This is a genomic window from Streptomyces sp. NPDC008317 (assembly GCF_042955955.1).
Classification (GTDB): Bacteria; Actinomycetota; Actinomycetes; order Streptomycetales; family Streptomycetaceae; genus Actinacidiphila.
This window is the reverse complement of record NZ_JBIBFQ010000004.1, coordinates 73,973-97,513: the sequence shown is the minus strand read 5'-3', so window position 1 is coordinate 97,513 and position 23,541 is coordinate 73,973. Positions and strand designations below refer to the sequence as shown.

Here is a 23,541-nt window from a genome sequence, read left to right as displayed (position 1 = left end):
ATGCCCAGGATTCGAGCGGCCTCGGTGGCCGAACACCGGACGATGCAGCGCCAGGCCCTGCTGGACGCCGCGCGTTCGCTGCTGTCCGAGGGCGGCACGGAGGCGCTGACCTTCCCCGCCCTGGCCGAGCGCACCGGACTGGCGCGCTCCTCGGTCTACGAGTACTTCCGCTCCCGCGCCGCGGTGGTCGAAGAGCTGTGCGCCGTGGACTTCCCCGTCTGGGCCGCCGAGGTCGAGGCCGCCATGCAGGCCGCCGACACCGCAGAGGGCCAGATCGAGGCCTACGTACGCAGCCAGCTCGCGCTGGTCGGCGACCGCCGCCACCGCGCCGTCGTCGCGATCTCCGCCGGTGAACTGGACGCGGGCGCCCGCGAGAAGATCCGCGCCGCCCACGGCGGCCTGGTCACGATGGTCGGCGCCGCCCTCGCGGCCCTCGGCCACGCCGAGCCCCGCCTGACCGCCATGCTCCTGCAAGGCGTGGTCGACGCCGCGGTCCGCCGGATCGAACTCGGCGCCGCAGAAGACCCCGTCCACATCACCGAGTCGGCCGTCACGATGGCGCTGCACGGGGTGACCGGCCGCCCCTGACCCGGGCTGCCGCCTCCGCCTTCCGTACCGTCCCGTCCGCCGCCGCGCCGAACACCGGCAGCAGCCGGGAGGGCCCCGCGCGCAGCAGCCACGGCGGCAGCAGGGTCAACGGGTCGAGGTAGACGTCACCCCGCAGGAGGCCCCAGTGGAGGCAACCGGGTGAGCGGTGGACGGCGGAGTCGGTCACCACTCCCAACGGCCCGCCCGCCGCGAGCCGGGTGCCGACCGCGACCGTCCCCCGTACCGGCTCATAGGTGACGCGCAGGCTCGCGTCCGGCCGGTCGAGCCGCAGCACGACGACATCGGTGCCCGCCACCTTCCCCGCGAAGGTCACCTCGCCGGGAGCCGCCGCCCGCACCACGCTCCCCGGCCCCGCGCGTAAGTCGACCCCGCGGTGTCCCGCGGCATAGGGCGTCGCGGGCGGCTCGAAGGCGCGCAGCACCGCCGGCCGCCCCCGTACTCCCGGCCCTGCCACGGGCCAGCAGCGCGCGTCCGAGCCGGCGCCCGCGCACCCCGCGCCGCCCGCCGTCCCCGTGCCGCCGGCCGTCCCCGCGCCGCCCGCCGTACCGGCGCCGCTCGCCGTCCCGGTGCCGCCCGCCGTCCCCGTGCCGCCGGGGAGGGCCGTCAGCAGGGCCGTCATCACCACCGTCAACCACATGTGAAGTGCCATGGCACGAGCATCCCGGATCCGGGCCGCGAAAGATGATCATGGTCCTGGCCTGTGGATAACTCGGGTGTCGCCCGGCACTCCACCGGTCCCGTACACTTTCTCTGGCGATCCGGGTCACCGGGTCGACTTCGCACGCCCCGCCACCCACTCCCCTCATCGGGACGGTGGCCGCGCCCCTCGGTCCCTCGTGGCACGGCGCGTCGGGACGTCAGGCGCGACCGCCGTCCGGCGGTCGCGATAACCGAGTACCTCAAGGAGTACGGCCATGGCCGTCGTCACGATGCGGGAGCTGCTGGAGAGCGGCGTCCACTTCGGGCACCAGACCCGTCGCTGGAACCCGAAGATGAAGCGCTTCATCTTCACCGAGCGCAATGGCATCTACATCATCGACCTGCTCCAGTCGCTGTCGTACATCGACCGCGCCTACGAGTTCGTCAAGGAGACCGTCGCGCACGGCGGCTCCATCATGTTCGTCGGCACCAAGAAGCAGGCGCAGGAAGCCATCGCGGAGCAGGCCTCCCGCGTCGGCATGCCCTACGTCAACCAGCGCTGGCTGGGCGGCATGCTCACCAACTTCTCGACCGTCTACAAGCGCCTCCAGCGCCTGAAGGAGCTCGAGGAGATCGACTTCGACGACGTGGCCGCGTCCGGCCTCACGAAGAAGGAGCTGCTGGTCCTCTCCCGCGAGAAGGACAAGCTGGAGAAGACCCTCGGCGGCATCCGCGAGATGCAGAAGGTGCCGAGCGCCGTCTGGATCGTCGACACCAAGAAGGAGCACATCGCCGTCGGTGAGGCGCGCAAGCTCCGCATCCCGGTCGTCGCGATCCTCGACACCAACTGCGACCCCGACGAGGTCGACTACAAGATCCCGGGCAACGACGACGCGATCCGTTCCGTCACGCTGCTCACCCGTGTGATCGCCGACGCCGTCGCCGAGGGCCTCATCGCCCGCTCCGGTGCCGCCACCGGTGACAAGAAGGCCGAAGGCGTCGCCGAGCCGCTCGCCGAGTGGGAGCGTGACCTGCTCGAGGGCGAGAAGAAGGCCGACGAGGCGCCCGCCGCCGACGCGACCGCCGCCGCTGCCGAGGCGCCCGCCGCCGAGGCCGAGGCTCCGGCCGACGCCGCTCCGGCCGCCGCCGAGACCGCCGAGGCTCCGGCCGACGCCGCCCCGGCCGCCACGGAGGGCGAGTCCGAGCAGGCCTGAGCCTGTTCCGACCCGTACCGACGGCACACCGGCACCACCGGTCAACCGCACAGCAGCAGGACGCGTATCGCGTACGACGCGTACGACGTGAACCACGCGTGACGACGGCGGGGGCCCATGCCCCCGCCGTCCACCCGTAGATCCACCGACCATTCGGGAAGAGACTTAAACCCATGGCGAACTTCACCGCCGCTGACGTCAAGAAGCTCCGCGAGCTGACCGCCGCGGGCATGATGGACTGCAAGAACGCCCTTGTGGAGGCCGAAGGCGACCTGGACAAGGCCGTCGAGATCCTTCGGGTCAAGGGCCAGAAGGGCGTCACCAAGCGCGAGGGCCGCTCGGCCTCCAACGGTGCGGTCGTCTCCCTGATCGCCGCCGACAACTCCGAGGGCGTCCTCGTCGAGCTGAAGTGCGAGACGGACTTCGTCGCCAAGGGCGACAAGTTCGTCGCCGTGGCCGACGCCATCGCCGCCCACGTCGCCGCCAGCAAGCCGGCCGACATCACGGCGCTGCTCGGCTCCGAGATCAAGGACGGCCAGACCGTCCAGGCGTACGTGGACGAGGCGAACGCCACCCTCGGCGAGAAGATCGTGCTCGACCGCTTCGCCCAGTTCTCCGGCACCTACGTGACCTCCTACCTGCACCGCACCAGCCCCGACCTGCCCCCGCAGGTCGGCGTCCTGGTCGAGCTGGACAAGGCCGACGCGCAGGTCGCCAAGGACGTCGCCCAGCACATCGCCGCCTTCGCGCCGACCGCCCTGTCCCGCGACGAGATCCCGGCCGAGACGGTCGAGAACGAGCGTCGCGTCGCCGAGGCCACCGCCCGCGAGGAGGGCAAGCCCGAGGCCGCCCTGGCGCGCATCGTCGAGGGCCGGGTGAACGGCTTCTTCAAGGAGAACGTCGTCCTGGAGCAGGCCTTCGCGAAGGACTCCAAGAAGACCGTCCAGAAGGTGCTGGACGAGGCCGGCGTCACGCTGAAGCGTTTCGCGCGTTTCCGCGTCGGCGTCTGATCGCGCTGGACACGAAAGCAGCGAATGACCGACGGCCCGGCTAGGGTCGTACGCGGTCGGCCGCCCGCCGACCGGCCGCAGATGTGACGAGGAGGCCATTGCCGTACAGGGAACCCACGAGGACCCGCGGCAATGGCCTCCTTCGTACGTGCACGAGGAGATCTCCATGGACAAAGGCGCCGATACGGCCCACCACACCACCGCCCACCGCCGCTATCTGCTGAAGCTGTCCGGCGAGGCGTTCGCCGGGGGAGGCGGTCTCGGAGTCGATCCCGACGTCGTGCACGCCATCGCCCGCGAGATCGCCGCGGTCGTCGCGGACGGCTACGAGATCGCCCTCGTCGTCGGCGGCGGCAACTTCTTCCGCGGCGCCGAACTCCAGCAGCGCGGCATGGACCGGGCCCGCTCGGACTACATGGGCATGCTCGGCACGGTCATGAACTGCCTGGCCCTCCAGGACTTCCTGGAGAAGGAGGGCGTCGAGACCCGCGTGCAGACCGCGATCACCATGGGCCAGGTCGCCGAGCCGTACATCCCGCTGCGGGCCGTACGGCACCTGGAGAAGGGCCGCGTCGTCATCTTCGGCGCCGGTATGGGCATGCCGTACTTCTCCACCGACACCACCGCCGCCCAGCGGGCCCTGGAGATCGACGCGGCGGCCATGCTGATGGGCAAGAACGGGGTCGACGGGGTCTACGACTCCGACCCCAAGCTGAACCCGGACGCGGTGAAGTTCGACGCCCTGGAGTACGGCGAGGTCATCACCCGCGACCTGCGGGTCGCCGACCTCACCGCGATCACCCTCTGCCAGGACAACAAGCTGCCGATCCTCGTCTTCGAGCTGCTCGCCGAAGGGAACATCGCGCGGGCCGTGAAGGGTGAGAAGATCGGCACGCTGGTCAACGACCGGGGCTCCAGGGCTTAATGACCGCCCGAGCGCCGGGTGGTGACACGTCCCGGTTCGCCCGGTCCGGGGATGGACAACAGGCTGCCGGTCGGACACCGTGCAGGAAAGACGCGCGCAGGGGCCCGACCGTCAGGCTCCGCCTTCTGAATACCAGGAGCACATGGTGATTGAAGAGACCCTCCTCGAGGCCGAGGAGAAGATGGAGAAGGCCGTCGTCGTCGCCAAGGAGGACTTCGCGGCGATCCGTACCGGCCGGGCGCACCCCGCGATGTTCAACAAGATCGTGGCCGAGTACTACGGCGCGCCCACCCCGATCAACCAGCTCGCCTCGTTCGCGGTGCCCGAGCCGCGGATGGCGGTGATCACCCCCTTCGACAGCAGCAGTCTGCGCAACATCGAGGAGGCGATCCGCAACTCCGACCTCGGCGTCAACCCGAGCAACGACGGCCGGATCATCCGGGTGGCGTTCCCGCAGCTCACCGAGGAGCGGCGCCGGGAGTACATCAAGGTCGCCAAGACCAAGGGCGAGGACGCCAAGATCTCGATCCGCAGCGTCCGCCGCAAGGCCAAGGAGACCCTCGACAAGCTCGTCAAGGACGGCGAGTCGGGCGAGGACGAGGTGCGCCGCGCGGAGAAGGAGCTGGACGACACGACGTCGAAGTACGTCGCCCAGGTCGACGAGCTGCTCAAGCACAAGGAAGCCGAGCTGCTGGAGGTCTGACCGGGCCGGGCCCCCGGGCCCGCCCCGGAAACACCGCCCCGGACATCTCAGTCCGTCCGGACACGCCCGTCCGGACACGCCCGTCCGGACACGCCCGTCCGGACACGCCCGTCCTGGCACCGTTCCTGACGCCCGTCCGGACACCGGCAGTACGACCGTATGCACGATCCCGCCCTCAGCCCTTCCCGGCCGACACACGACGACGCGAGGCGAAGCTCAGTGAACGACTCTTCCTGGGGCGCTTCGCCACGCGCCGGTCACTGGGGAGCGCCCGAGGACACGGTCACCAACGGCGCGGCCGACGGCTCGATTGCGGATGACACGATCATCTATCCGGCGGGTTCCGCACCCGATTCCGGGCGCGGCAGGAAGACTCCTCCTATGCCAACCGCCCCGGAGCCGACACCGCCGCCGCAGCCCCCCGCGAAGAAGTCCGCAGGGCGGAATCTGCGCGCGGCGATAGGGGTCGGCCTCGGCCTCGGCGCGGTCATCGTCGCCTCGCTCTTCATCGTGAAGGCGGTGTTCGTCGGCGTCGTGGTCGTCGCCGCCGCCGTCGGCGTCTGGGAGCTGACCTCGCGGCTGGCGGAGCGCAAGGGCATCCGCGCCCCGCTGATCCCGATCGCGGCCGGCGGTACGGCGATGATCATCGCCGGGTATCTGCGCGGCGCGGACGGCGCCTGGGTGGCGATGGCCCTCACCGCGCTCGCCATCCTCGTGTGGCGCATGACGGAGCCGCCCGAGAACTACCTGCGCGACGTCACCGCCGGCGTCTTCGCCGCCTTCTACGTGCCCTTCCTGGCCACCTTCGTGGTCATGATGCTCGCCGCCGACGACGGCCCGCGCCGCGTCCTGGTCTTCCTGCTGCTCACCGTGATCAGCGACACCGGCGCCTACGCCGTCGGCTGGCGCTTCGGCAAGCACAGGCTCGCGCCCCGCATCAGCCCCGGCAAGACCCGCGAGGGCCTGCTCGGCGCGATCTCCTTCGCCATGGTCGCGGGCGCCCTGCTCATGCAGTACGTCATCGACGACGGCCGCTGGTGGCAGGGCCTCCTCCTCGGCCTCGCCGCCGCCGTCAGCGCCACCCTCGGCGACCTCGGCGAATCCATGATCAAGCGCGACCTCGGCATCAAGGACATGGGCACCCTCCTGCCGGGCCACGGCGGCATCATGGACCGCCTCGACTCCCTGCTCCCCACCGCCCCCGTCGTCTGGCTCCTCCTGGCCGTCTTCGTCGGCACCGGCTGACCCCCCGGACGGCCCGCCGCCCGAGCGACAGCCCCGGACCAGCGGGCGACCGGCCGACCCATTTCGATCTGCGACACTTGTCAGATCATGCCTGTACCCGGAGAACTCACTTTTGCCGCGCCGCGTGGGGCCAAGAAGCCGCCGCGGCACCTTGCCGACCTCACTCCCGTCGAGCGGCGGGAGGCGGTGGCCGCGCTCGGGGAGAAGCCGTTCCGGGCGAAGCAACTGTCGCAGCACTACTTCGCGCGGTACGCCGACGATCCGGCGGCGTGGACGGACATTCCGGCCGCGGCGCGGGGGAAGCTGGCGGAGGACCTGCTGCCGGAGCTGATGACGGTGGTGCGGCACGCGTCGTGCGACGACGGGGACACCCGTAAGACGCTGTGGAAGCTGTTCGACGGGACGCTCGTCGAGTCGGTGCTGATGCGGTACCCGGACCGGGTCACGATGTGCATCTCCTCGCAGGCGGGCTGCGGCATGAACTGCCCGTTCTGCGCGACCGGGCAGGCCGGTCTCGACCGGAATCTGTCCACCGCCGAGATCGTGCACCAGATCGTCGCGGGCATGAAGAGCCTGCGCGACGGCGAGGTGCCCGGGGGGCCCGCGCGGCTGTCGAACATCGTCTTCATGGGGATGGGCGAGCCGCTGGCCAACTACAAGCGCGTGATCGGCGCGATCCGCCGCCTCACCGACCCCGAGCCGGACGGCCTCGGCCTGTCGCAGCGCGGCATCACCGTCTCCACGGTCGGCCTGGTCCCGGCGATCTACCGGTTCGCCGACGAGGGGCTGAAGTGCCGCCTCGCGGTCTCGCTGCACGCGCCCGACGACGAGCTGCGCGACACCCTGGTGCCGGTCAACACCCGCTGGAAGGTCCGCGAGGTGCTGGACGCGGCCTGGCACTACGCCGAGGTCTCCGGCCGCCGGATCTCCATCGAGTACGCGCTGATCCGGGACATCAACGACCAGGCGTGGCGCGCGGACCGGCTCGGCCGGATGCTGAAGAACCACCGGGTGCACGTCAATCTGATCCCGCTCAACCCCACGCCCGGCTCCAAGTGGACGGCCTCCCGGCCGGAGGACGAGCGGGCGTTCGTCGCCGCGCTCGAGTCCCACGGCGTGCCCGTGACCGTGCGGGACACCCGCGGCCAGGAGATCGACGGCGCGTGCGGCCAGCTCGCGGCCTCGGAGCGCTGAGGCGCCGGGCGCGTTAAGGGCCCGGCGCTGACCAGCCCTTTCGCACCTGCTGCTATCGTGCTCGTGCAATCACACAAGTACGTACAAGTGAACATTCCGACAGGGGAGCGCCTGAGACGGCGCTGAGAGTGCGGCCCACGAGACCGCAGACCCTCGGACCTGATCCGGGTCATACCGGCGTAGGGAGTCTGCACAGATGAACACCATCCGTCGGCGTGCCATCGGCGCGCTCGTCCTGGCCACGGTCGGCGCCACCGCGCTCGCCGCGTGCGGCAGCGACTCGGGCGGCACCAAGACCAGCGGCGGCAGCACGTCCAAGACCGTGACGCTGGTCAGCCACGACTCCTTCGCGGCGTCCGACGCCGTGCTCAAGGACTTCACCAAGGAGACCGGCTACACGGTCAAGGTGCTGCGCGGCGGAGACGCGGGCGCGGCCGTCAACCAGGCGATCCTCACCAAGGACCACCCGCAGGGCGACGTCTTCTTCGGCGTCGACAACACGCTGCTGTCCCGCGCGCTCGACAACGGCCTGTTCACCCCGTACGCGGCCAAGGGCCTCGACCAGGTGCCCGCCGACCTCCAACTCGACGCGGCCAAGCACCGGGTGACGCCCATCGACTCCGGTGACGTCTGCGTCAACTACGACCGGGCGTACTTCACCGCGCACAAGCTGGCCCCGCCCGTCACCTTCGCGGACCTGGTCAAGCCGGAGTACAAGAACCTGCTGGTCACCGAGAACGCCGCGACGTCCTCGCCCGGTCTGGCCTTCCTGCTCGGCAGCGCCGCCGCCTACGGGGACTCCGACTGGCAGTCGTACTGGAAGCAGCTCAAGGCCAACGGCGTCGAGGTCGTGGACGGTTGGGAGCAGGCGTACAACGACCGCTTCTCCGGTTCCTCGGCAGGCAAGAAGGCCAAGGGCGACAAGCCGCTGGTCGTGTCGTACGCGTCCAGCCCGCCCGCCGAGGTCGTGGGCGTCACCCCCGCACCTGCCCAGTCCCCGACCGGGGTCTCCACCGGCACCTGCTTCCGGCAGATCGAATTCGCCGGGCTGCTGCACGGCGCGAAGAACACCGCGGGCGGCCAGGCGCTGATCGACTTCCTGCTGAGCAGGACGTTCCAGGAGGACATGCCCCTCCAGATGTACGTCGACCCGGTGCGCAAGGACGCCGCCGAGCCCGAGGTGTTCACCACATACGGCGCGAAGATCACCGACCCGAAGACGCTGGCGCCCGACAAGATCGCCGCCAAGCGCGACGAGTGGGTCAAGGCATGGTCGTCGATCGTCCTCAAGTGACGCCCGGCGCCGAAAAGACGGACGCGGCCGATACGTCGGGCCACGCCGATACGACGGACACGACCGGCACGTCGGACGCGACCGGCACGGCATCGGCGGTACGCGGCAGGGGCCGGTCGCTCGTACCCGGTCGCGGCACCGCGATCCGACTCGCCCTGATGGCCGTGCCCGCCGCCTTCTTCGGGGTGTTCTTCGCCTACCCCGTGATCTCCATCGTCGGCCGCGGCCTGCACCAGGGCGGCCGGTGGCAGCTCGGCCGGATCGGCGACGTCCTCGGCGACGGCTCCATCCGGCACGTGCTGTGGTTCACCTGCTGGCAGGCCGCCGCGTCCACCGCGCTGACCCTGGCCGTCGCCCTGCCCGGCGCGTATGTCTTCGCGCGGCTCGACTTCCCCGGCAAGCGGCTGCTGCGGGCCGTCGTCACCGTGCCCTTCGTGCTGCCGACCGTGGTCGCCGGTTCGGCCTTCCTCGCGCTGCTCGGCCGCGGCGGCTTCACCGACTCGCTGTGGGGCGTCCGCCTGGACACCACCGTGTGGGCGATCCTCATCGCGCACGTCTTCTTCAACTACGCGGTGGTCGTCCGCACCGTCGGCGGCCTGTGGGCGCAGCTCGACCCGCGCCAGGAAGAGGCCGCGCGGATGCTCGGCGCGAGCCGGCTCGCCGCCTGGCGGCGGGTCACGCTGCCCGCGCTCGGCCCCTCGGTGGCCGCCGCCGGGCTGATGGTGTTCCTGTTCACCTTCACCTCCTTCGGCGTGATCCAGATCCTCGGCGGCCCGCTGTACTCCACCCTCGAAGTGGAGATCTACCGGCAGACCGCGGAACTCCTCGACCTGCCGACCGCCGCCGTGCTGACCCTGCTGCAATTCGCCGCCGTCGCCGCGATCCTCGCCGTGCACGCCTGGACCGTACGCCGCCGGGAGTCCACGCTGCGGCTGGTCGACGCGGCCACCACCGCGCACCGGCCGCGCGGCAGGGGGGAGCGGACGCTGCTCGCCGGAGTGCTCGCCGTCATCGCGCTGCTGATCCTGCTGCCGCTGGGCGTGCTCGTCGCCCGCTCGCTGGACGGCCCCGACGGCTACGGCTTCGCCTTCTACCGCTCGCTCGGCTCCGTCGGCTCGGGCCGGAGCGGCGGCACCTTCACCGTCGCCCCGCTGGAGACGGTCTGGAATTCGCTGCGGTACGCCGCCGTCGCCACCGTCATCGCCTTGACGGTCGGCGGGCTCGCCGCCGCGGCCCTGGTCCGCAGGGCGGGACGGCTGGTCCGCGGCTTCGACGCGCTGCTGATGCTGCCGCTCGGCACCTCCGCCGTCACCGTAGGCTTCGGCTTCCTGATCACCCTCGACAAGCCGCCGCTCGACCTGCGGTCCTCCTGGATCCTGGTGCCGCTCGCCCAGGCGCTGGTCGGTGTGCCGTTCGTCGTACGCGTCATGCTGCCGGTGCTGCGCGCCGTGGACGACCGGTTGCGGGAGGCCGCCGCGGTGCTCGGCGCGTCACCGCTACGGGTCTGGCGCGAGGTCGAACTCCCGCTCGTCGGACGGGCGCTGGCCGTCGCCGCGGGCTTCGCCTTCGCCGTGTCGCTCGGCGAGTTCGGCGCCACCGTCTTCATCGCCCGCCCCGACAGCCCCACTCTCCCGGTCGCCGTCGCCCGCCTGCTCGGCCGCGCGGGCCCGTCCACGTACGGCCAGGCCATGGCACTGAGCACCATCCTCATGCTGGTCTGCGCCGCGTCGCTGCTGGTGCTGGAGAATCTGCGCCCGCGCGGCCGGGGCGCCGACCCCTCACCCGGGGAGTTCTGATGACGCTGCTGCGAGTCGAGGACGCGACCGTACGGTTCGGCGCGCGGGCCGCGCTGGACGCCGTCACGCTGGAGGTGGCCGCGCACGAGACGGTGTGCGTGCTCGGGCCCAGCGGCAGCGGCAAGTCCACGCTGCTGCGGGCCGTCGCCGGACTCCAGCCGCTGGACGGCGGACGGGTGCTGCTCGACGGCGCCGACCAGGCGGGCGTTCCCGCGCACCGGCGCGGCGTCGGCCTGATGTTCCAGGACCACCAGCTCTTTCCGCAGCGCGACGTCGGCGGCAACGTCGCCTTCGGGCCGCGCATGCACAAGGTGCCGCGCGAGCGGCGCGAGGAGCGGGTGCGCGAACTGCTCGACCTCGTCGGGCTGCCCGGCGCGGGCGGGCGCGGCGTCGCCACGCTCTCCGGCGGGGAGCAGCAGCGGGTCGCCCTGGCCCGCGCCCTCGCCCCCGAGCCGCGCCTGCTCATGCTCGACGAGCCGCTGGGACAGCTCGACCGGGCGCTGCGCGAACGGCTCGTGGTGGAGCTGCGCGAACTCTTCCGTCGCCTGGGGACGACGGTCCTGGCCGTCACGCACGACCAGAGCGAGGCGTTCGCCCTCGCGGACCGGGTCGTGGTGATGCGCGACGGGCGCATCGCACAGTCCGGTACGCCGCTGGAGGTCTGGCAGCGGCCGGTGTCGCCCTTCGTGGCCCGCTTCCTCGGCTTCGACAACATCGTGGACGCCAGCGTCGGGGGTGGCGTCGCCGATACGCCGTGGGGGAAGGTGCCGGTGCCCTCCGGCACCCCGCAGGGGCCCTGCCACCTGCTCATCCGGCCCGCCGGGGTGCGCCTCACCGGACCCGGGTCCGGGCTTCGCTGCACTGTCGTCGCCCGCACCTTTCGTGGCGACCACATCACGCTCGTCCTGGCGCCGGAGGCGGGGCCGCGCCTCGAAGCCGGGTGCCCTTGGCGGGCGGCACCCGAGGTCGGCGCCGAGGTCGCCGTGACCTTCGCCCCCGAAGAGGTCGTCCTCCTCGCGGACGCCCCCCACCGCCCCTAGGGCCGGTCCTTCAGGGGCGCGGGGAACCGCGCGAGCAACCCCCCACCGGCCGGTGGTCCGACGACAACCGATCCGCCCCGTTGGGGAAGAAGACCGCTGACCGTCTCGGTCAGAGAGCCGTTCTAGGGGGCGGCCAGCTTGGACAGGGCGGCGGGGACTTCCGCGACGGAGTCGACGAGGGCGAGGAGGGGGGACATGGGGCGGCCGGAGGCGAGGGCGGTCAGGAGGGGCCAGGCGGGGAGAGTGGTGGTCCAGTGGACGCGGTCGACGAGGACGAGGGGAACGGGAACCCCTCGGGAGCAGTAGTAGTCGGGGGTGGCGGCGTCGAAGATCTCCTGGACGGTCCCGGCGGCGCCGGGGAGGAAGACGACCCCGCCGGTGCAGCGCGAGAGCAACCCGTCCTCGCGGGTCGCGTTGGCGAAGAACTTGGCGATGCCGGAGGCGAAGGCGTTCGGCGGCTCGTGGCCGTAGAACCAGGTGGGCAGCCCGTAGGAGGGTCCGCCGTCCGGCCAGCGGTCGCGTACCTCGAAGGCGGTACGGGCCCAGTCGCCGACGGAGGGCGCGAAGGACGGGACGCCGGCCAGGACGGCGAGGGCCTTGCGGAGCATCAGGTCGTCGTAGGGCGCGGCGTAGGCGCCGAAGTTGGCGGCCTCCATCGCGCCGGGGCCGCCGCCGGTGGCGACGGTGTGCCCGGCCCTGGCGAGGTCGCGGCCGAGCCGTGCGGCGCCCGCGTAGGCGTCGGAGCCGCGCTCCATGGCGTGGCCGCCCATGACGCCGACCACGCTGAGGCCGCGCAGGCGCTCGTCGAGGGCGTCGGACACGGCGTCGTCGTGGATCGAGCGCAGCATCGAGGCGAGTATGTCGCCCTCCGCCGCGGCGGAGCGCGCCCAGGCGTGCGTACGGGCGTCCGGCGTCCGCTCGTAACCGTCCTCGTCGAGGCCCGCGTACAGCTCGTCGGGGCTGTAGAGCGCGCCCCGGTACGGGTCGAAGGGCAGGTCGGGGACGGGCGGGAAGACCAGCGCGCCGCCCGCGCGCACATGGGCGAGGGCCTGCGGCTCCATCGGGCAGCCGAGGAAGACGGCCTGCGAGGTGTCGGTGACGAGGAGCGCGAACGTACGGTCGGTCAGGTCGACGGCCTGTACGCGGTATCCGGCGAAGGAACCGCTCAGGGCGACCTGGTCGAATTCGGCCAGCGACTCAACTTCCCTGTCCCGTCCGGGAGTTCGGGGAGTGTCGGGCGCTGCGGGCGGGATGTCGGCGGGCACGTCTGAACGATAGTCCTCGGTGCGGCTCACCGGCCCGGCGGGACGGTGGTGAGTACGGCGACCAGGGCCGTGAGGGGGACGGCGGCGGCCAGCAGGACGCCCGCCCGCAGCGCGACCGCGCCGCGCAGGAGCGCGGGGGAGGCGCCGACCTGGCGCAGGGCGGCCATCGCGGGCTCCCGGCCGCGCCGGGCCTCCAGCAGCGCGGTGCCCGCGGTGGCCAGCACGCACACCACGATCAGGACACCGGCCAGGGCGGTGAGGGGGCCGAGGGGGCGGGCGCCGCCGCGGTGCAGGTCGTACGCGGCCACGGCCGCGGCGGCGGTGGCGCACAGGGCGCCGAGCGGGCGGCCGATCGCACCGGCCTCCTCCTGGAGGGCCCGTCCGGCCAGCAGCCGGAGCGCGCCGGGGCGGAAGGCGGCGAGCAGCCGTCCGCAGGCGTGCACGAGGCCGGGGCCCGCGAGGACCATGCCCGCGGTGGCGACGACCCAGCCGCCGAGCGCGAGCGGCGCGATGGAGCCGAGACCGCCGGGCAGCGGCACCTCGTGGCCGTGCGGCGCGGCCACCTCGGCGGCGAGCCCGACGGCGATCAGGGCGACGCCCCAGGGCAGGCCGCCGGGCGGATCGGCCGCGGAGACCTTGCGGGTCGCGGGGGCGGGCGCGGTGGAGACGGTGCGCGGTGGCCACAACTGGGCCGCGCCGATGACGGCGGCGCTCACCGGGACCAGCGCGAGCAGCGTCAACGCGCCCGCGAGCGGCACCTGTTCGCCGCCGCCGAGGAGGTCGGAGGCGGCGCCGTGGAGGGGCAGCGCGCCCGTCAGGTCGCCGCGCAGGTGCAGAAACGCCAGCAGGGCCACCGCGCTGCCGACCGCGCAGGTCAGGGCGGTCGCCGACGCGGCGAGCAGGGCCACGCCGACCCGGCCGAGGCCCACCGCGGCCAGTCCGGGACGCGGCCATCGCGCGGGCACCGCCCGCCCCGCGGCGACCGCGAACTGCACGGTCACCACGACCGGCAGCGCGCACCACGCCAGCCGCGCGGCGGCGTCGGCCGGCCGGTGCGGGTGCCCGAGGGCGTATCCCAGCGCGGCCAGCAGCAGCAGTCCGGTGGCCGCCGACGCGGCGGCGACCAGCACCCACCGCACCAGCGCGGTGTACCGCGCCCCGCGTACGACACGAAAACTCAGCACGCCCGGCTCCCTTCCGACACGGGCCGCCGCCCCGCACGGGCCATGGCCACGGCACCGGCCCCGCCGAAGCGGGCACCCGTAAGGGCACGGGCGGTGTGGACAGTCGAGGTCATACGGACGCGGCCCGCGTCGTCGTCGTCGCGGTCGGCTCGGAATCCCGCTCCTGCGCGGGCATCGCGGCGTTGACCCGGCCGTCGAGCAGCGGGATCACGCGGTCCGCGAAGGGCGCGATGTCGTGGTCGCAGGCGCTGAGCACGACGGTGATGCCGTGCGAGCGGGCCGCGCTGGTGAGGGTCCGCATCACCAGGGCGCGGTCGGGGCGGTGCAGCGGCGCGCCCGGGTCGTCGGCGAAGACGATCTCCGGGGTGGTGACCAAGGCGCGGGCCACCGCGATCCGCTGCCGCTCGGCCTGGAGGAGTTCGGCCGGGCGCTTGCGGGCGGCGGCCCCGATGTCGAGCCGGTCAAGCCACTCTTGCGCCGCGGCCCTGGCCGCGCGGTACTTGGTGCCGCGCAGCAGCAGCGGCAGCGCCGCGTTCTCCCAGGCCGTCAGCTCGGGCAGCAGTTGCGAGGTGCTGCCGACCCAGCCGAAGCGGTCCCTGCGCAGCTCGTCCCTGGCCGTCTCGGGGAGGGTGTGGACCGGGGCGCTGTTGAACCACACCTCGCCCTCGTCCGGCACCAACTGCCCCGAAAGGCAGCGCAGCAGCGTCGACTTGCCCGCGCCTCGCGGACCCACGACGGCCAGGATCTCGCCCTGCCGTACGCCCAGCGACACACCCAGCAGCGCGGGGGACCCGTCGTGCGCGTGGCGCAGCGAACGGGCCCACAACACGTCATTGTCCGGCGGGGCCACCATGCCGTTACCTCCGCGGTTCGCGAACCAATCCCCTCCGGGGAGGTTAGGCGCCGCCGGCCCCCGCGGCCCGCAGGCACGGCGTACGTCCCCCGCGAGCCGCCCGTCCGGGTGACAAGCCCCCGACGCCTGCCTGACGCAGGCGGGTGCCCCAGTTCCCCGCGCCCCCAAAAGAAGCACGGCGATGGCGTCTCACGCCGCGGGAGCGCGCTGGAAGCGTCAGAGCTTGGTCCACGCCTCGGTCAGGACGCCGCGCAGGATGGCCTCGATGTCGTTGAAGAGGGACTGGTCGGAGGTGAGCGGCGGGGCGAGCTGGACGACGGGGTCGCCGCGGTCGTCGGCGCGGCAGTAGAGGCCGGCGGCGTACAGCTCCTTGGAGAGGAAGCCGTACAGGACGCGCTCGGTCTCCTCGTCGGTGAAGGTCTCCTTGGTGGCCTTGTCCTTGACGAGTTCGATGCCGTAGAAGAAGCCGTTGCCGCGGACGTCGCCCACTATCGGCAGGTCGTTGAGCTTCTTGAGGGTGTCGAAGAACGCGCCCTCGTTGTCCAGGACGTGCTGGTTGAGGCCCTCGCGCTCGAAGATGTCGAGGTTGGCGATGCCGACGGCGGCCGAGACGGGGTGGCCGCCGAAGGTGTACCCGTGGAGGAAGGTGTTGTTGCCCTTGTAGAAGGGCTCGGCGAGCCGGTCGGAGATGATGCAGGCGCCGATGGGGGAGTACCCGGAGGTCATGCCCTTGGCGCAGGTGATCATGTCGGGCACGAAGTCGAACTTGTCGCAGGCGAACATCGTGCCGAGCCGCCCGAAGGCGCAGATGACCTCGTCGGAGACGAGCAGCACGTCGTACTGGTCGCAGATCTCGCGGACGCGCCGGAAGTAGCCGGGGGGCGGCGGGAAGCAGCCGCCCGCGTTCTGCACCGGCTCCAGGAAGACGGCGGCGACGGTGTCGGGGCCCTCGAAGAGGATCTGCTGCTCGATCTGGTCGGCGGCCCAGCGGCCGAACGCCTCGGGGTCGTCACCGTGGATCGGGGCGCGGTAGATGTTGGTGTTGGGCACCTTGCGCGCGCCGGGGACCAGCGGCTCGAAAGGGGCCTTCAGGGCGGGCAGCCCGGTGATCGACAGGGCGCCCTGCGGGGTGCCGTGGTAGGCGACGGCCCGTGAGATCACCTTGTACTTGGTGTGGTTGCCGGTCAGCTTGTGATACTGCTTCGCGAGCTTCCAGGCCGTCTCGACGGCCTCGCCGCCGCCGGTGGTGAAGAAGACCTTGTTGAGGTCGCCGGGCGCGTAGTGCGCGAGCCGCTCGGCCAGTTCGATCGCCTTGGGGTGCGCGTAGCTCCAGATCGGGAAGAAGGCCAGCTCCTGGGCCTGCTTGTACGCGGTCTCGGCCAGCTCGTGCCTGCCGTGACCGGCGTTGACCACGAAGAGCCCCGACAGACCGTCGATGTACCGCTTGCCGTGGTCGTCGTAGATGTACGTGCCCTCGCCGCGCACGATGGTCGGCACGGGGGCGTTCTCGTACGACGACATGCGGGTGAAGTGCATCCACAGGTGGTCGTGGGCGGTCCTGGAGGAGTCCGAGGCAGTCGCGGACGGTGCGGGGTTCGTGGAGGTCATGGCTATCTGGTTCCCCAGGTGTAGGTCTGCTTCCGCAGCTTGAGGTAGACGAAGGTCTCGGTGGAGCGGACGCCGGGCAGTGCCCGGATCCGCTTGTTCACCAGGTCCAGCAGGTGGTCGTCGTCCTCGCAGACGATCTCCACCATCAGGTCGAAGGAACCGGCGGTGATGACGACGTAGTCGACCTCGTCCAGCGCGGTCAGGGTCTCGGCGACCGGGTCGATGTCGCCGTCCACGTTGATGCCGACCATCGCCTGCCGCCGGAAGCCCACGGTGAGCGGGTCGGTGACGGCGACGATCTGCATGACGCCCTGGTCGAGCAGCTTCTGTACGCGCTGCCGCACCGCCGCCTCGGACAGGCCCACGGCCTTGCCGATCGTCGCGTACGGACGGCGTCCGTCCTGCTGGAGCTGTTCGATGATCGCGTTCGACACCGCGTCTATCGACGGCGCTCCGCCGTTCTTGTCCCGAGTGGCCACGCGCCCCACTGTGCAGGAGAGGTCGACGGTCGCGCAAGCCCTTCACGATGAAAATCGTCGCCGACGGCCCTCTGTGGTACCGAATCGGTTGTTGAGGGGGGATGGGTGTGTCGAATACGGCAGTCCTGCGGCTAAGCTGGGGAACGTCTCAGCCCGTGGACACCGGACTCGTACGACCAGGGAGCAAGCGCCGTGACCGAACTCCGTACTCTGCGCAATTACATCGACGGAGAGTTCCGCGACGCCGCGGACGGCCGGACCACCGAGGTGGTCAGCCCGGTGACCGGCGACGCGTACGCCACCGCGCCGCTGTCCGGCGCGGCCGACGTGGACGCGGCGATGGCCGCCGCGGCGGCCGCCTTCCCCGCGTGGCGCGACGCCACCCCGTCGGAGCGGCAGAAGGCGCTGCTGAAGATCGCCGACGCGATCGAGGCGCGCGCCGATGAGCTTATCGCGGTGGAGAGCGAGAACACCGGCAAGCCGATCGGACTGACCGCCAGCGAGGAAATCCCGCCGATGGTGGACCAGATCCGCTTCTTCGCGGGCGCCGCGCGCATGCTCGAAGGCCGCTCGGCCGGTGAGTACATGGACGGCATGACGTCCATCGTGCGGCGCGAGCCGGTCGGCGTCTGCGCGCAGGTCGCGCCCTGGAACTACCCGATGATGATGGCCGTGTGGAAGTTCGCCCCGGCCATCGCGGCGGGCAACACCGTCGTCCTCAAGCCGTCCGACACCACGCCCGCCTCCACCGTGCTGCTCGCCGAGATCCTCGGCGGCATCCTCCCCAAGGGCGTCTTCAACGTCGTCTGCGGCGACCGGGACACCGGCCGGGCGATGGTCGAGCACCCGGTGCCCGCGATGGCCTCCATCACCGGTTCGGTGCGCGCGGGCATCGAGGTCGCCGGATCGGCCGCCAAGGACGTCAAGCGGGTCCACCTCGAACTGGGCGGCAAGGCCCCCGTCGTGGTCTTCGAGGACACCGACATCGCCAAGGCCGTCGAGGACATCGCCGTCGCCGGATTCTTCAACGCCGGGCAGGACTGCACCGCGGCCACCCGCGTCCTGGTCCAGGAGTCGATCCACGCGGAGTTCACCGCGGCCCTCGCCAAGGCCGCCGCCGAGACCAGGACCGGCCTGCCGGACGACGAGGACGTGCTGTACGGGCCGCTGAACAACGCCAACCAGCTCGCCCAGGTCAGCGGCTTCATCGAGCGGCTGCCCGCGCACGCCAAGGTCGAGACCGGCGGCCACCGGGTCGGCGAGCGCGGCTACTTCTACGCGCCGACCGTCGTGTCCGGGCTGCGGCAGGACGACGAGATCATCCAGCGCGAGGTCTTCGGCCCCGTCATCACCGTCCAGTCCTTCACCGACGAGGAGCAGGCCGTCGCCTGGGCCAACGGCGTGGACTACGCGCTGGCCTCCTCGGTGTGGACCAAGGACCACGGGCGCGCCATGCGGATGTCCAAGCGGCTGGACTTCGGCTGCGTGTGGATCAACACCCACATCCCGCTGGTCGCCGAGATGCCGCACGGCGGCTTCAAGCGGTCCGGCTACGGCAAGGACCTGTCGGGCTACGGCTTCGAGGACTACACGCGGATCAAGCACGTGATGACCTCGCTGGACGGCTGAGCCGGCCGTCCGGCCTCCCCCGCGGGCGGGCCCGCGGGGGAGGGGCGGTCAGGCGCGGCGCCGCAGCAGCCGCTGCAAGGCGTCCAGCCGGTTCGTGGTGATCGCGTCCACGCCCAGGTCGAGCAGCCGGGTCATGTTGCGCTGCCAGTCCGCCGTCCACGCGCCGACCAGCAGCCCGTTGTCCGCGGCCCACCGTACGGTCGTGGCGTCGATCAGCCCGAAGCGCAGATTGATCCACCGCGGCTTCAGCTCGTCCAGGAGCGAGCGCGGCGGCGGGGCCACCGTCGTCCAGGTCATGGCGATCTCCGCCGACGCGTCCAGGTCGCGCACCGTCAGCATCGCGCCGAGCCCGCCGCAGTAGTAGACGCGGTCGCCGACGCCCGCCTCCGCCACCGCGGCCACGGTCGCCTTCACCTGGCCGACCGAGGTCAGGTCCAGCATCATCCGGCCGCCGCCGGGGTGCCGCAGCAGCTCGGCGAAGGCGTCCGCCAGGGTGGGCACACGGCCGTCGGTGAGGTCCACGACGTCGTTCAACGACAGGTCGCCGACCGCCTCCGGCACCTTCCACAGCCGCTCCAGCGTCTCGTCGTGCAGCAGCACCGGCACGCCGTCGGCGGTCAGCTTCACGTCGACCTCCACCGCGCCCGCGCCCTTGAGCAGCGCCGACCGCACGGAGGGCAGGGTGTTCTCGCGCTCGTGGTACGGATCGCCCCGGTGGGAGACCGCGACGGTCACCGCCACGCCGCCGTGTACGCGTCGATCTCGGCGGCCAGCGCCCGCTTGCCCGCCGGGTCGAGGAAGGAGACCTCGACGGCGTTCTTGGCGAGCGCCGCGACCCCGGTGTGGTCCAGCTCCAGCAGCCGGGCGGCGACCGCGTACTCGGTGTTGAGGTCGGTGCCGAACATCGGCGGGTCGTCGCTGTTGACCGTCACCAGCACGCCCGCGTCGATCATCTCCCTGATCGGGTGCTGGTCGATCTCGGTGACCGCGCGGGTGGCGATGTTGGAGGTGGGGCAGACCTCCAGCGGGATGCGCTGCTCCGCGAGGTGATCGAGCAGCCGCCGGTCGCGTACCGCGCTGGTGCCGTGGCCGATGCGCTCCGCGCCCAGTTCGTTGATCGCGTCCCAGATCGTCTCGGGGCCCGTCGTCTCGCCCGCGTGCGGCACGCTGTGCAGACCGGCGGCGCGCGCCCGGTCGAAGTACGGCTTGAACTGCGGCCTCGGCACGCCCAGTTCCGGGCCGCCCAGACCGAAGGAGACCAGGCCCTCGGGGCGCAGGTCGAGCGCCAGGTGCGTGGTCTGCTCGGCGGACTCAAGGCCCGCCTCGCCGGGGATGTCGAAGCACCAGCGCAGGGTCACGCCCAGCTCGGACTCCGCGGCCTTGCGCGCGTCCTCGATGGCCTCCATGAACGCCTGCTCGTGGATGCCCCGCCGGGTCGAGCTGAACGGGGTGACGGTCAGCTCCGCGTAGCGGATGTTCTGCCGCGCCATGTCCCTGGCCACCTCGAAGGTGAGCAGCCGTACGTCCTCGGCGTCCCTGATCAGGTCGACCACCGACAGGTAGACCTGGATGAAGTGCGCGAAGTCCTTGAAGGTGAAGAAGTCGGCGAGGGCCGCGGGGTCGGCGGGGACCGCGGAGTCCGGGTGCCGGGCGGCCAGTTCCGCGACGATCCGCGGTGACGCGGACCCGACGTGGTGGACATGCAACTCGGCTTTCGGAAGTCCGGCGATGAAGGTGTCGAGGCCGGAGCCGAAGCCGGGCGCGGTGTCGGGCATGCGGGGGTCCTCCCAGGGGTCCGATCGGTGCGGTTCATCGTAAACGGCACCGGGAAACGGCGCTGGGACGGCGGGCGGCGACGCCGTGACGGCGGGCGGCGACGGCCGACGTCGCACCATGGCCCCCTGACGTCCCCCGGTCACGCCGCCGGGGATCGCCGCGACGGCCGGATTCACACAGAATTCGTCGCGTAACCAAAAGGCAACAACGGAATCACTTGTTGAAGGACAGCTCCTCTGCCAGGATCGGCGATCAATCCAGAGTTTGGCCACGCCGCCAGGAGTGGGCGCGGAGGCGAGGAGAACGTGATGGACCACGTGACGGACGTGGCGAAACGGTTCGCGGGCGGAGCCCAGTACATCGACGGCCGCCCGCGAACCGGCGGCAGCGGCGACACGCACTCCGTCGTGGACCCGGCGACGGGCCGCACGGTGTGGACGTACGCCACCGCGGGACCCGCCGACGTGGACGCCGCCGTCGCCGCCGCGAAGGCCGCGCTGCCCGGCTGGGCGGCCACCGCGCCCGGCGAGCGCTCCGCCGCGCTGCACCGGCTGTCCGCCGCCCTCGACGCGCGCGCCGACGAACTCGCCCGCGCCGAAACCCTCCAGTGCGGCAAGCCGATCAAGCTCAGCACCGAATTCGACGTACCGGGCACCGTGGACAACGCCGCGTTCTTCGCCGGGGCCGCCCGCCACCTGGAGGGCAAGGCGGCAGGCGAGTACAGCCCGGACCACACCTCGTACGTGCGCCGCGAGCCGGTCGGCGTCATCGGTTCCGTCGCCCCCTGGAACTACCCGCTCCAGATGGCCGGGTGGAAGATCCTCCCGGCGGTCGCGGCGGGCAACACCATCGTGCTCAAGCCGTCGGAGCTGACCCCGCTGACCGCCCTGATGTTCGCCGAGGCCGCCACCGAGGCCGGAATCCCGGACGGCGTGCTCAACATCGTCACCGGCACGGGGCAGGGCGCGGGCGAACACCTGGTCACCCACCCCGACGTCGCCATGACGTCCTTCACCGGCTCCACCGCCGTCGGCACCCGGATCGCCCGGCTCACCGCGGGCACCGTCAAGCGCCTGCACCTCGAACTCGGCGGCAAGGCCCCCTTCGTGGTCTTCGCCGACGCCGACCTCGACGCGGCCGTGCACGGCGCGGTCGCCGCCGCCCTGATCAACAGCGGCCAGGACTGCACCGCCGCCACCCGCGCCTACGTCCAGCGCCCGCTGTACGACGCCTTCGTGACCGCCGTCGCCGACCTGATGGCGACCGTACGGCTCGGCGACCCCGCCGACCCGGCCACCGACCTCGGCCCGCTCATCTCCTTCGCGCACCGCGACCGCGTCGCGGCCGTCGTCGAGCGGGCCCGTACGTACGCCACCGTCGTCACCGGCGGCGCGGCGCCCGGCGGCGGGCTCGCGGCGGGCGCGTACTACCGGCCCACGCTGCTCACCGGCGCGCCGCAGCACAGCGAGGCCGTCCAGCAGGAGATCTTCGGCCCGGTACTGGCGGTGCTGCCGTTCGACAGCGACGATCAGGGCCTGGCGTACGCCAACGACACCCCGTACGGCCTGGCCGCCTCCGCCTGGACCCGCGATGTCTACCGGGCCGGGCGGGCCGCGCGGGAGATCACCGCGGGCTGCGTCTGGATCAACGACCACATCCCGATCGTCAGCGAGATGCCGCACGGCGGAGCGAAGTCCTCGGGCTTCGGCAAGGACATGTCCACGTACTCCTTCGAGGAGTACACGCAGGTCAAGCACGTGATGTTCGACAACACCGCGGTGGCGCGCAAGGACTGGCACCGCACCGTCTTCGGAGACCGATAGCGGAAGGGCACCACCCATGGAGCAGTACGAGACCCTGTCCCCGCCGGTGCGCGCGGCGATACTCCGCAGCATGACCGGCGGGCGCGGCGCCCTCGGCCGCCGGACGCTGCTGCGCGCCGCGGGGCTGGGCACCGTCGCCACGGCGGGACTGACGGCGTGCGGCATCCCGGCCGCGGGCCGCAAGGGCGACACCACGGCGTCGACCGACCACTCGGCGCAGGAGAAGGTCGTGAACTTCTCCAACTGGGACCAGTACATCGACGTCACCGACGACGGCAAGCACCGCCCGAGCCTCGACCAGTTCACCAAGGCCACCGGCATCAAGGTCGACTACACCGAGGACATCAACGACAACGTCGAGTTCTTCGGCAAGATCAAGCCGCAACTGTCCGCCGGCCAGGACACCGGCCGCGACCTGATGGTGCTCACCGACTGGCTCGCGGGCCGGATGATCCGGCTCGGCTGGGTCCAGAAGCTCGACCCCTCGAACCTGCCGCACGCCTTCGCCAACCTGGAACAGCGCTTCCGCAGCCCCGACTGGGACCCCGGCCGCGCCTACTCCTACCCCTGGGCCGGCATCCCCACCTGCATCGCCTACAACAAGAAGGTCACCAAGGGCCGCAAGGTCACCTCGGTGTCGCAACTGCTGGACGACCCCGCGCTCAAGGGCAAGGCCGCCATGCTCTCCGAGATGCGCGACACCGTCGGGATGACGCTGCTCGACATGGGCAAGAAGCCGGAGACCGTCACCGACGACGAGTACGACGCCGCGCTCAACCGCATCCAGGGCGCGGTGGACAAGGGGCAGATCCGCAAGTTCACCGGCGGCGAGTACACCGACGGCCTCAGCAAGGGCGACATCGCCGCCTGTATCGCCTGGGCCGGTGACCTGGTGCAGCTCAGGCTCGACGACCCGAACATCGAGTACTCCTTCCCGGCCGCCGGTTACATGACCTCCACGGACAATCTGCTGATCCCCGCCAAGGCGCGGCACAAGACCAACGCCGAGCGGCTGATCGACTGGTACTACCAGCCGCGGATCGCGGCCGAACTGGCCGCCTACACCACCTATGTGTCACCGGTGATGGGCGTCCGCGAGGAACTGGCCAAGATCGACCCGTCGCTCGCCACCAACCCGCTGATCATCCCGAACGCCCAGATGAACGCCACGTCGCACGCCTTCCGCTCGCTCAGCGAGGACGAGGACACCCGGTACGAGGCGAAGTTCTCCAAGCTCACCGGCGCCTGACCGGCG

Annotated in this window: 21 protein-coding genes and 1 riboswitch; of the genes, 13 read left to right on the top strand and 8 right to left on the bottom strand. The window is 71.8% G+C overall.

Annotated elements, in window-relative coordinates:
* The gene (locus tag ACFY9V_RS13835; protein WP_355346483.1) at window positions 1-588 is read left to right on the top strand and encodes a helix-turn-helix domain-containing protein; all 588 of its coding nucleotides are present in this window, start codon (window positions 1-3) and stop codon (window positions 586-588) included.
* On the opposite strand, the gene ACFY9V_RS13830 is transcribed toward ACFY9V_RS13835, so the two are convergent.
* The gene (locus ACFY9V_RS13830) at window positions 551-1,258 is read right to left on the bottom strand and encodes a peptidoglycan DD-metalloendopeptidase family protein (protein ID WP_391161445.1); all 708 of its coding nucleotides are present in this window, start codon (window positions 1,256-1,258) and stop codon (window positions 551-553) included. The genes ACFY9V_RS13835 and ACFY9V_RS13830 overlap by 38 nt on opposite strands.
* A gap of 265 nt (window positions 1,259-1,523) precedes the next feature.
* Here ACFY9V_RS13830 and rpsB point away from each other — a divergent pair, with 265 nt between their 5' ends.
* From rpsB to ACFY9V_RS13785, 9 genes are all read left to right on the top strand, one after another.
* The gene (gene rpsB / locus ACFY9V_RS13825; protein WP_355346489.1) at window positions 1,524-2,462 is read left to right on the top strand and encodes a 30S ribosomal protein S2; all 939 of its coding nucleotides are present in this window, start codon (window positions 1,524-1,526) and stop codon (window positions 2,460-2,462) included.
* Between the two features lie 173 nt (window positions 2,463-2,635).
* On the top strand, window positions 2,636-3,472 hold the full coding sequence (gene tsf / locus ACFY9V_RS13820; RefSeq protein ID WP_391050340.1) for a translation elongation factor Ts: 837 nt from the start codon (window positions 2,636-2,638) through the stop codon (window positions 3,470-3,472).
* 166 nt (window positions 3,473-3,638) lie between these two features.
* A complete protein-coding gene (gene pyrH / locus ACFY9V_RS13815) occupies window positions 3,639-4,397 on the top strand; it encodes a UMP kinase (RefSeq protein WP_355346495.1) in 759 nt (252 codons plus the stop codon).
* Between the two features lie 145 nt (window positions 4,398-4,542).
* A complete protein-coding gene (frr, locus tag ACFY9V_RS13810) occupies window positions 4,543-5,100 on the top strand; it encodes a ribosome recycling factor (RefSeq protein ID WP_188281238.1) in 558 nt (185 codons plus the stop codon).
* 219 nt (window positions 5,101-5,319) lie between these two features.
* A complete protein-coding gene (locus ACFY9V_RS13805) occupies window positions 5,320-6,345 on the top strand; it encodes a phosphatidate cytidylyltransferase (protein WP_391161444.1) in 1,026 nt (341 codons plus the stop codon).
* Window positions 6,346-6,432: 87 nt separating this feature from the next.
* The gene (gene rlmN, locus ACFY9V_RS13800; RefSeq protein WP_355346501.1) at window positions 6,433-7,539 is read left to right on the top strand and encodes a 23S rRNA (adenine(2503)-C(2))-methyltransferase RlmN; all 1,107 of its coding nucleotides are present in this window, start codon (window positions 6,433-6,435) and stop codon (window positions 7,537-7,539) included.
* 91 nt (window positions 7,540-7,630) lie between these two features.
* Window positions 7,631-7,742: riboswitch (TPP riboswitch) on the top strand.
* Complete coding sequence (locus tag ACFY9V_RS13795) at window positions 7,736-8,833, top strand: thiamine ABC transporter substrate-binding protein (RefSeq protein ID WP_391161443.1); 1,098 nt, start codon at window positions 7,736-7,738, stop codon at window positions 8,831-8,833. (Overlaps the previous riboswitch by 7 nt.)
* 158 nt (window positions 8,834-8,991) lie before the next feature.
* The gene (locus tag ACFY9V_RS13790) at window positions 8,992-10,629 is read left to right on the top strand and encodes an iron ABC transporter permease (protein ID WP_355346599.1); all 1,638 of its coding nucleotides are present in this window, start codon (window positions 8,992-8,994) and stop codon (window positions 10,627-10,629) included.
* On the top strand, window positions 10,629-11,669 hold the full coding sequence (locus ACFY9V_RS13785) for an ATP-binding cassette domain-containing protein (RefSeq protein ID WP_391161441.1): 1,041 nt from the start codon (window positions 10,629-10,631) through the stop codon (window positions 11,667-11,669). Before ACFY9V_RS13790 ends, ACFY9V_RS13785 begins: the two co-directional genes overlap by 1 nt.
* Window positions 11,670-11,791: 122 nt before the next feature.
* On the opposite strand, the gene ACFY9V_RS13780 is transcribed toward ACFY9V_RS13785, so the two are convergent.
* From ACFY9V_RS13780 to ACFY9V_RS13760, 5 genes are all read right to left on the bottom strand, one after another.
* Window positions 11,792-12,934 carry an LOG family protein gene (locus ACFY9V_RS13780; RefSeq protein ID WP_391161440.1) on the bottom strand — a complete coding sequence of 381 codons (1,143 nt, stop codon included), beginning with the start codon at window positions 12,932-12,934 and terminating at the stop codon, window positions 11,792-11,794.
* A gap of 26 nt (window positions 12,935-12,960) precedes the next feature.
* Window positions 12,961-14,118, bottom strand: coding sequence for a hypothetical protein (locus tag ACFY9V_RS13775; RefSeq protein ID WP_391161439.1), 1,158 nt, complete (start codon window positions 14,116-14,118; stop codon window positions 12,961-12,963).
* 109 nt (window positions 14,119-14,227) lie between these two features.
* Entirely contained in the window at window positions 14,228-14,971 is a 744-nt protein-coding gene (locus ACFY9V_RS13770) for an ATP-binding cassette domain-containing protein (RefSeq protein ID WP_391161438.1), read from the bottom strand.
* A gap of 216 nt (window positions 14,972-15,187) precedes the next feature.
* Entirely contained in the window at window positions 15,188-16,579 is a 1,392-nt protein-coding gene (locus ACFY9V_RS13765) for an aspartate aminotransferase family protein (protein WP_355346519.1), read from the bottom strand.
* 2 nt (window positions 16,580-16,581) lie between these two features.
* Window positions 16,582-17,058, bottom strand: coding sequence for an Lrp/AsnC family transcriptional regulator (locus ACFY9V_RS13760; protein WP_355346522.1), 477 nt, complete (start codon window positions 17,056-17,058; stop codon window positions 16,582-16,584).
* Window positions 17,059-17,250: 192 nt separating this feature from the next.
* On the opposite strand from ACFY9V_RS13760, the gene ACFY9V_RS13755 reads away from it, so the two are divergent.
* Complete coding sequence (locus ACFY9V_RS13755; protein WP_355346525.1) at window positions 17,251-18,687, top strand: gamma-aminobutyraldehyde dehydrogenase; 1,437 nt, start codon at window positions 17,251-17,253, stop codon at window positions 18,685-18,687.
* 48 nt (window positions 18,688-18,735) lie between these two features.
* On the opposite strand, the gene ACFY9V_RS13750 is transcribed toward ACFY9V_RS13755, so the two are convergent.
* Together ACFY9V_RS13750 and ACFY9V_RS13745 are read right to left on the bottom strand one after the other, a co-directional pair.
* Entirely contained in the window at window positions 18,736-19,428 is a 693-nt protein-coding gene (locus ACFY9V_RS13750) for a glycerophosphodiester phosphodiesterase family protein (protein WP_391161436.1), read from the bottom strand.
* The gene (locus ACFY9V_RS13745) at window positions 19,419-20,462 is read right to left on the bottom strand and encodes an adenosine deaminase (protein ID WP_355346531.1); all 1,044 of its coding nucleotides are present in this window, start codon (window positions 20,460-20,462) and stop codon (window positions 19,419-19,421) included. The genes ACFY9V_RS13750 and ACFY9V_RS13745 overlap by 10 nt, the downstream gene beginning before the upstream one ends.
* A gap of 309 nt (window positions 20,463-20,771) precedes the next feature.
* On the opposite strand from ACFY9V_RS13745, the gene ACFY9V_RS13740 reads away from it, so the two are divergent.
* Together ACFY9V_RS13740 and ACFY9V_RS13735 are read left to right on the top strand one after the other, a co-directional pair.
* Window positions 20,772-22,286: an aminobutyraldehyde dehydrogenase gene (locus tag ACFY9V_RS13740; RefSeq protein ID WP_391161434.1), complete on the top strand. Its 1,515-nt coding sequence runs from the start codon at window positions 20,772-20,774 to the stop codon at window positions 22,284-22,286.
* 16 nt (window positions 22,287-22,302) lie between these two features.
* Window positions 22,303-23,535: an extracellular solute-binding protein gene (locus ACFY9V_RS13735; RefSeq protein WP_391050330.1), complete on the top strand. Its 1,233-nt coding sequence runs from the start codon at window positions 22,303-22,305 to the stop codon at window positions 23,533-23,535.
* Window positions 23,536-23,541 lie beyond the last annotated feature (6 nt).

What these genes read in the sequence shown, in the direction of transcription:
- ACFY9V_RS13765 (WP_355346519.1), bottom strand. Translation starts at nt 16,579, where the DNA reads ATGACCTCCACGAACCCCGCACCGTCCGCGACTGCCTCGGACTCCTCC.
- rpsB (WP_355346489.1), top strand. Translation starts at nt 1,524, where the DNA reads ATGGCCGTCGTCACGATGCGGGAGCTGCTGGAGAGCGGCGTCCACTTC.
- ACFY9V_RS13740 (WP_391161434.1), top strand. Translation starts at nt 20,772, where the DNA reads ATGGACCACGTGACGGACGTGGCGAAACGGTTCGCGGGCGGAGCCCAG.
- tsf (WP_391050340.1), top strand. Translation starts at nt 2,636, where the DNA reads ATGGCGAACTTCACCGCCGCTGACGTCAAGAAGCTCCGCGAGCTGACC.
- rlmN (WP_355346501.1), top strand. Translation starts at nt 6,433, where the DNA reads ATGCCTGTACCCGGAGAACTCACTTTTGCCGCGCCGCGTGGGGCCAAG.
- ACFY9V_RS13770 (WP_391161438.1), bottom strand. Translation starts at nt 14,971, where the DNA reads ATGGTGGCCCCGCCGGACAATGACGTGTTGTGGGCCCGTTCGCTGCGC.
- ACFY9V_RS13790 (WP_355346599.1), top strand. Translation starts at nt 8,992, where the DNA reads ATGGCCGTGCCCGCCGCCTTCTTCGGGGTGTTCTTCGCCTACCCCGTG.
- ACFY9V_RS13745 (WP_355346531.1), bottom strand. Translation starts at nt 20,462, where the DNA reads ATGCCCGACACCGCGCCCGGCTTCGGCTCCGGCCTCGACACCTTCATC.
- pyrH (WP_355346495.1), top strand. Translation starts at nt 3,639, where the DNA reads ATGGACAAAGGCGCCGATACGGCCCACCACACCACCGCCCACCGCCGC.
- ACFY9V_RS13795 (WP_391161443.1), top strand. Translation starts at nt 7,736, where the DNA reads ATGAACACCATCCGTCGGCGTGCCATCGGCGCGCTCGTCCTGGCCACG.
- ACFY9V_RS13830 (WP_391161445.1), bottom strand. Translation starts at nt 1,258, where the DNA reads ATGGCACTTCACATGTGGTTGACGGTGGTGATGACGGCCCTGCTGACG.
- ACFY9V_RS13735 (WP_391050330.1), top strand. Translation starts at nt 22,303, where the DNA reads ATGGAGCAGTACGAGACCCTGTCCCCGCCGGTGCGCGCGGCGATACTC.
- ACFY9V_RS13785 (WP_391161441.1), top strand. Translation starts at nt 10,629, where the DNA reads ATGACGCTGCTGCGAGTCGAGGACGCGACCGTACGGTTCGGCGCGCGG.
- ACFY9V_RS13835 (WP_355346483.1), top strand. Translation starts at nt 1, where the DNA reads ATGCCCAGGATTCGAGCGGCCTCGGTGGCCGAACACCGGACGATGCAG.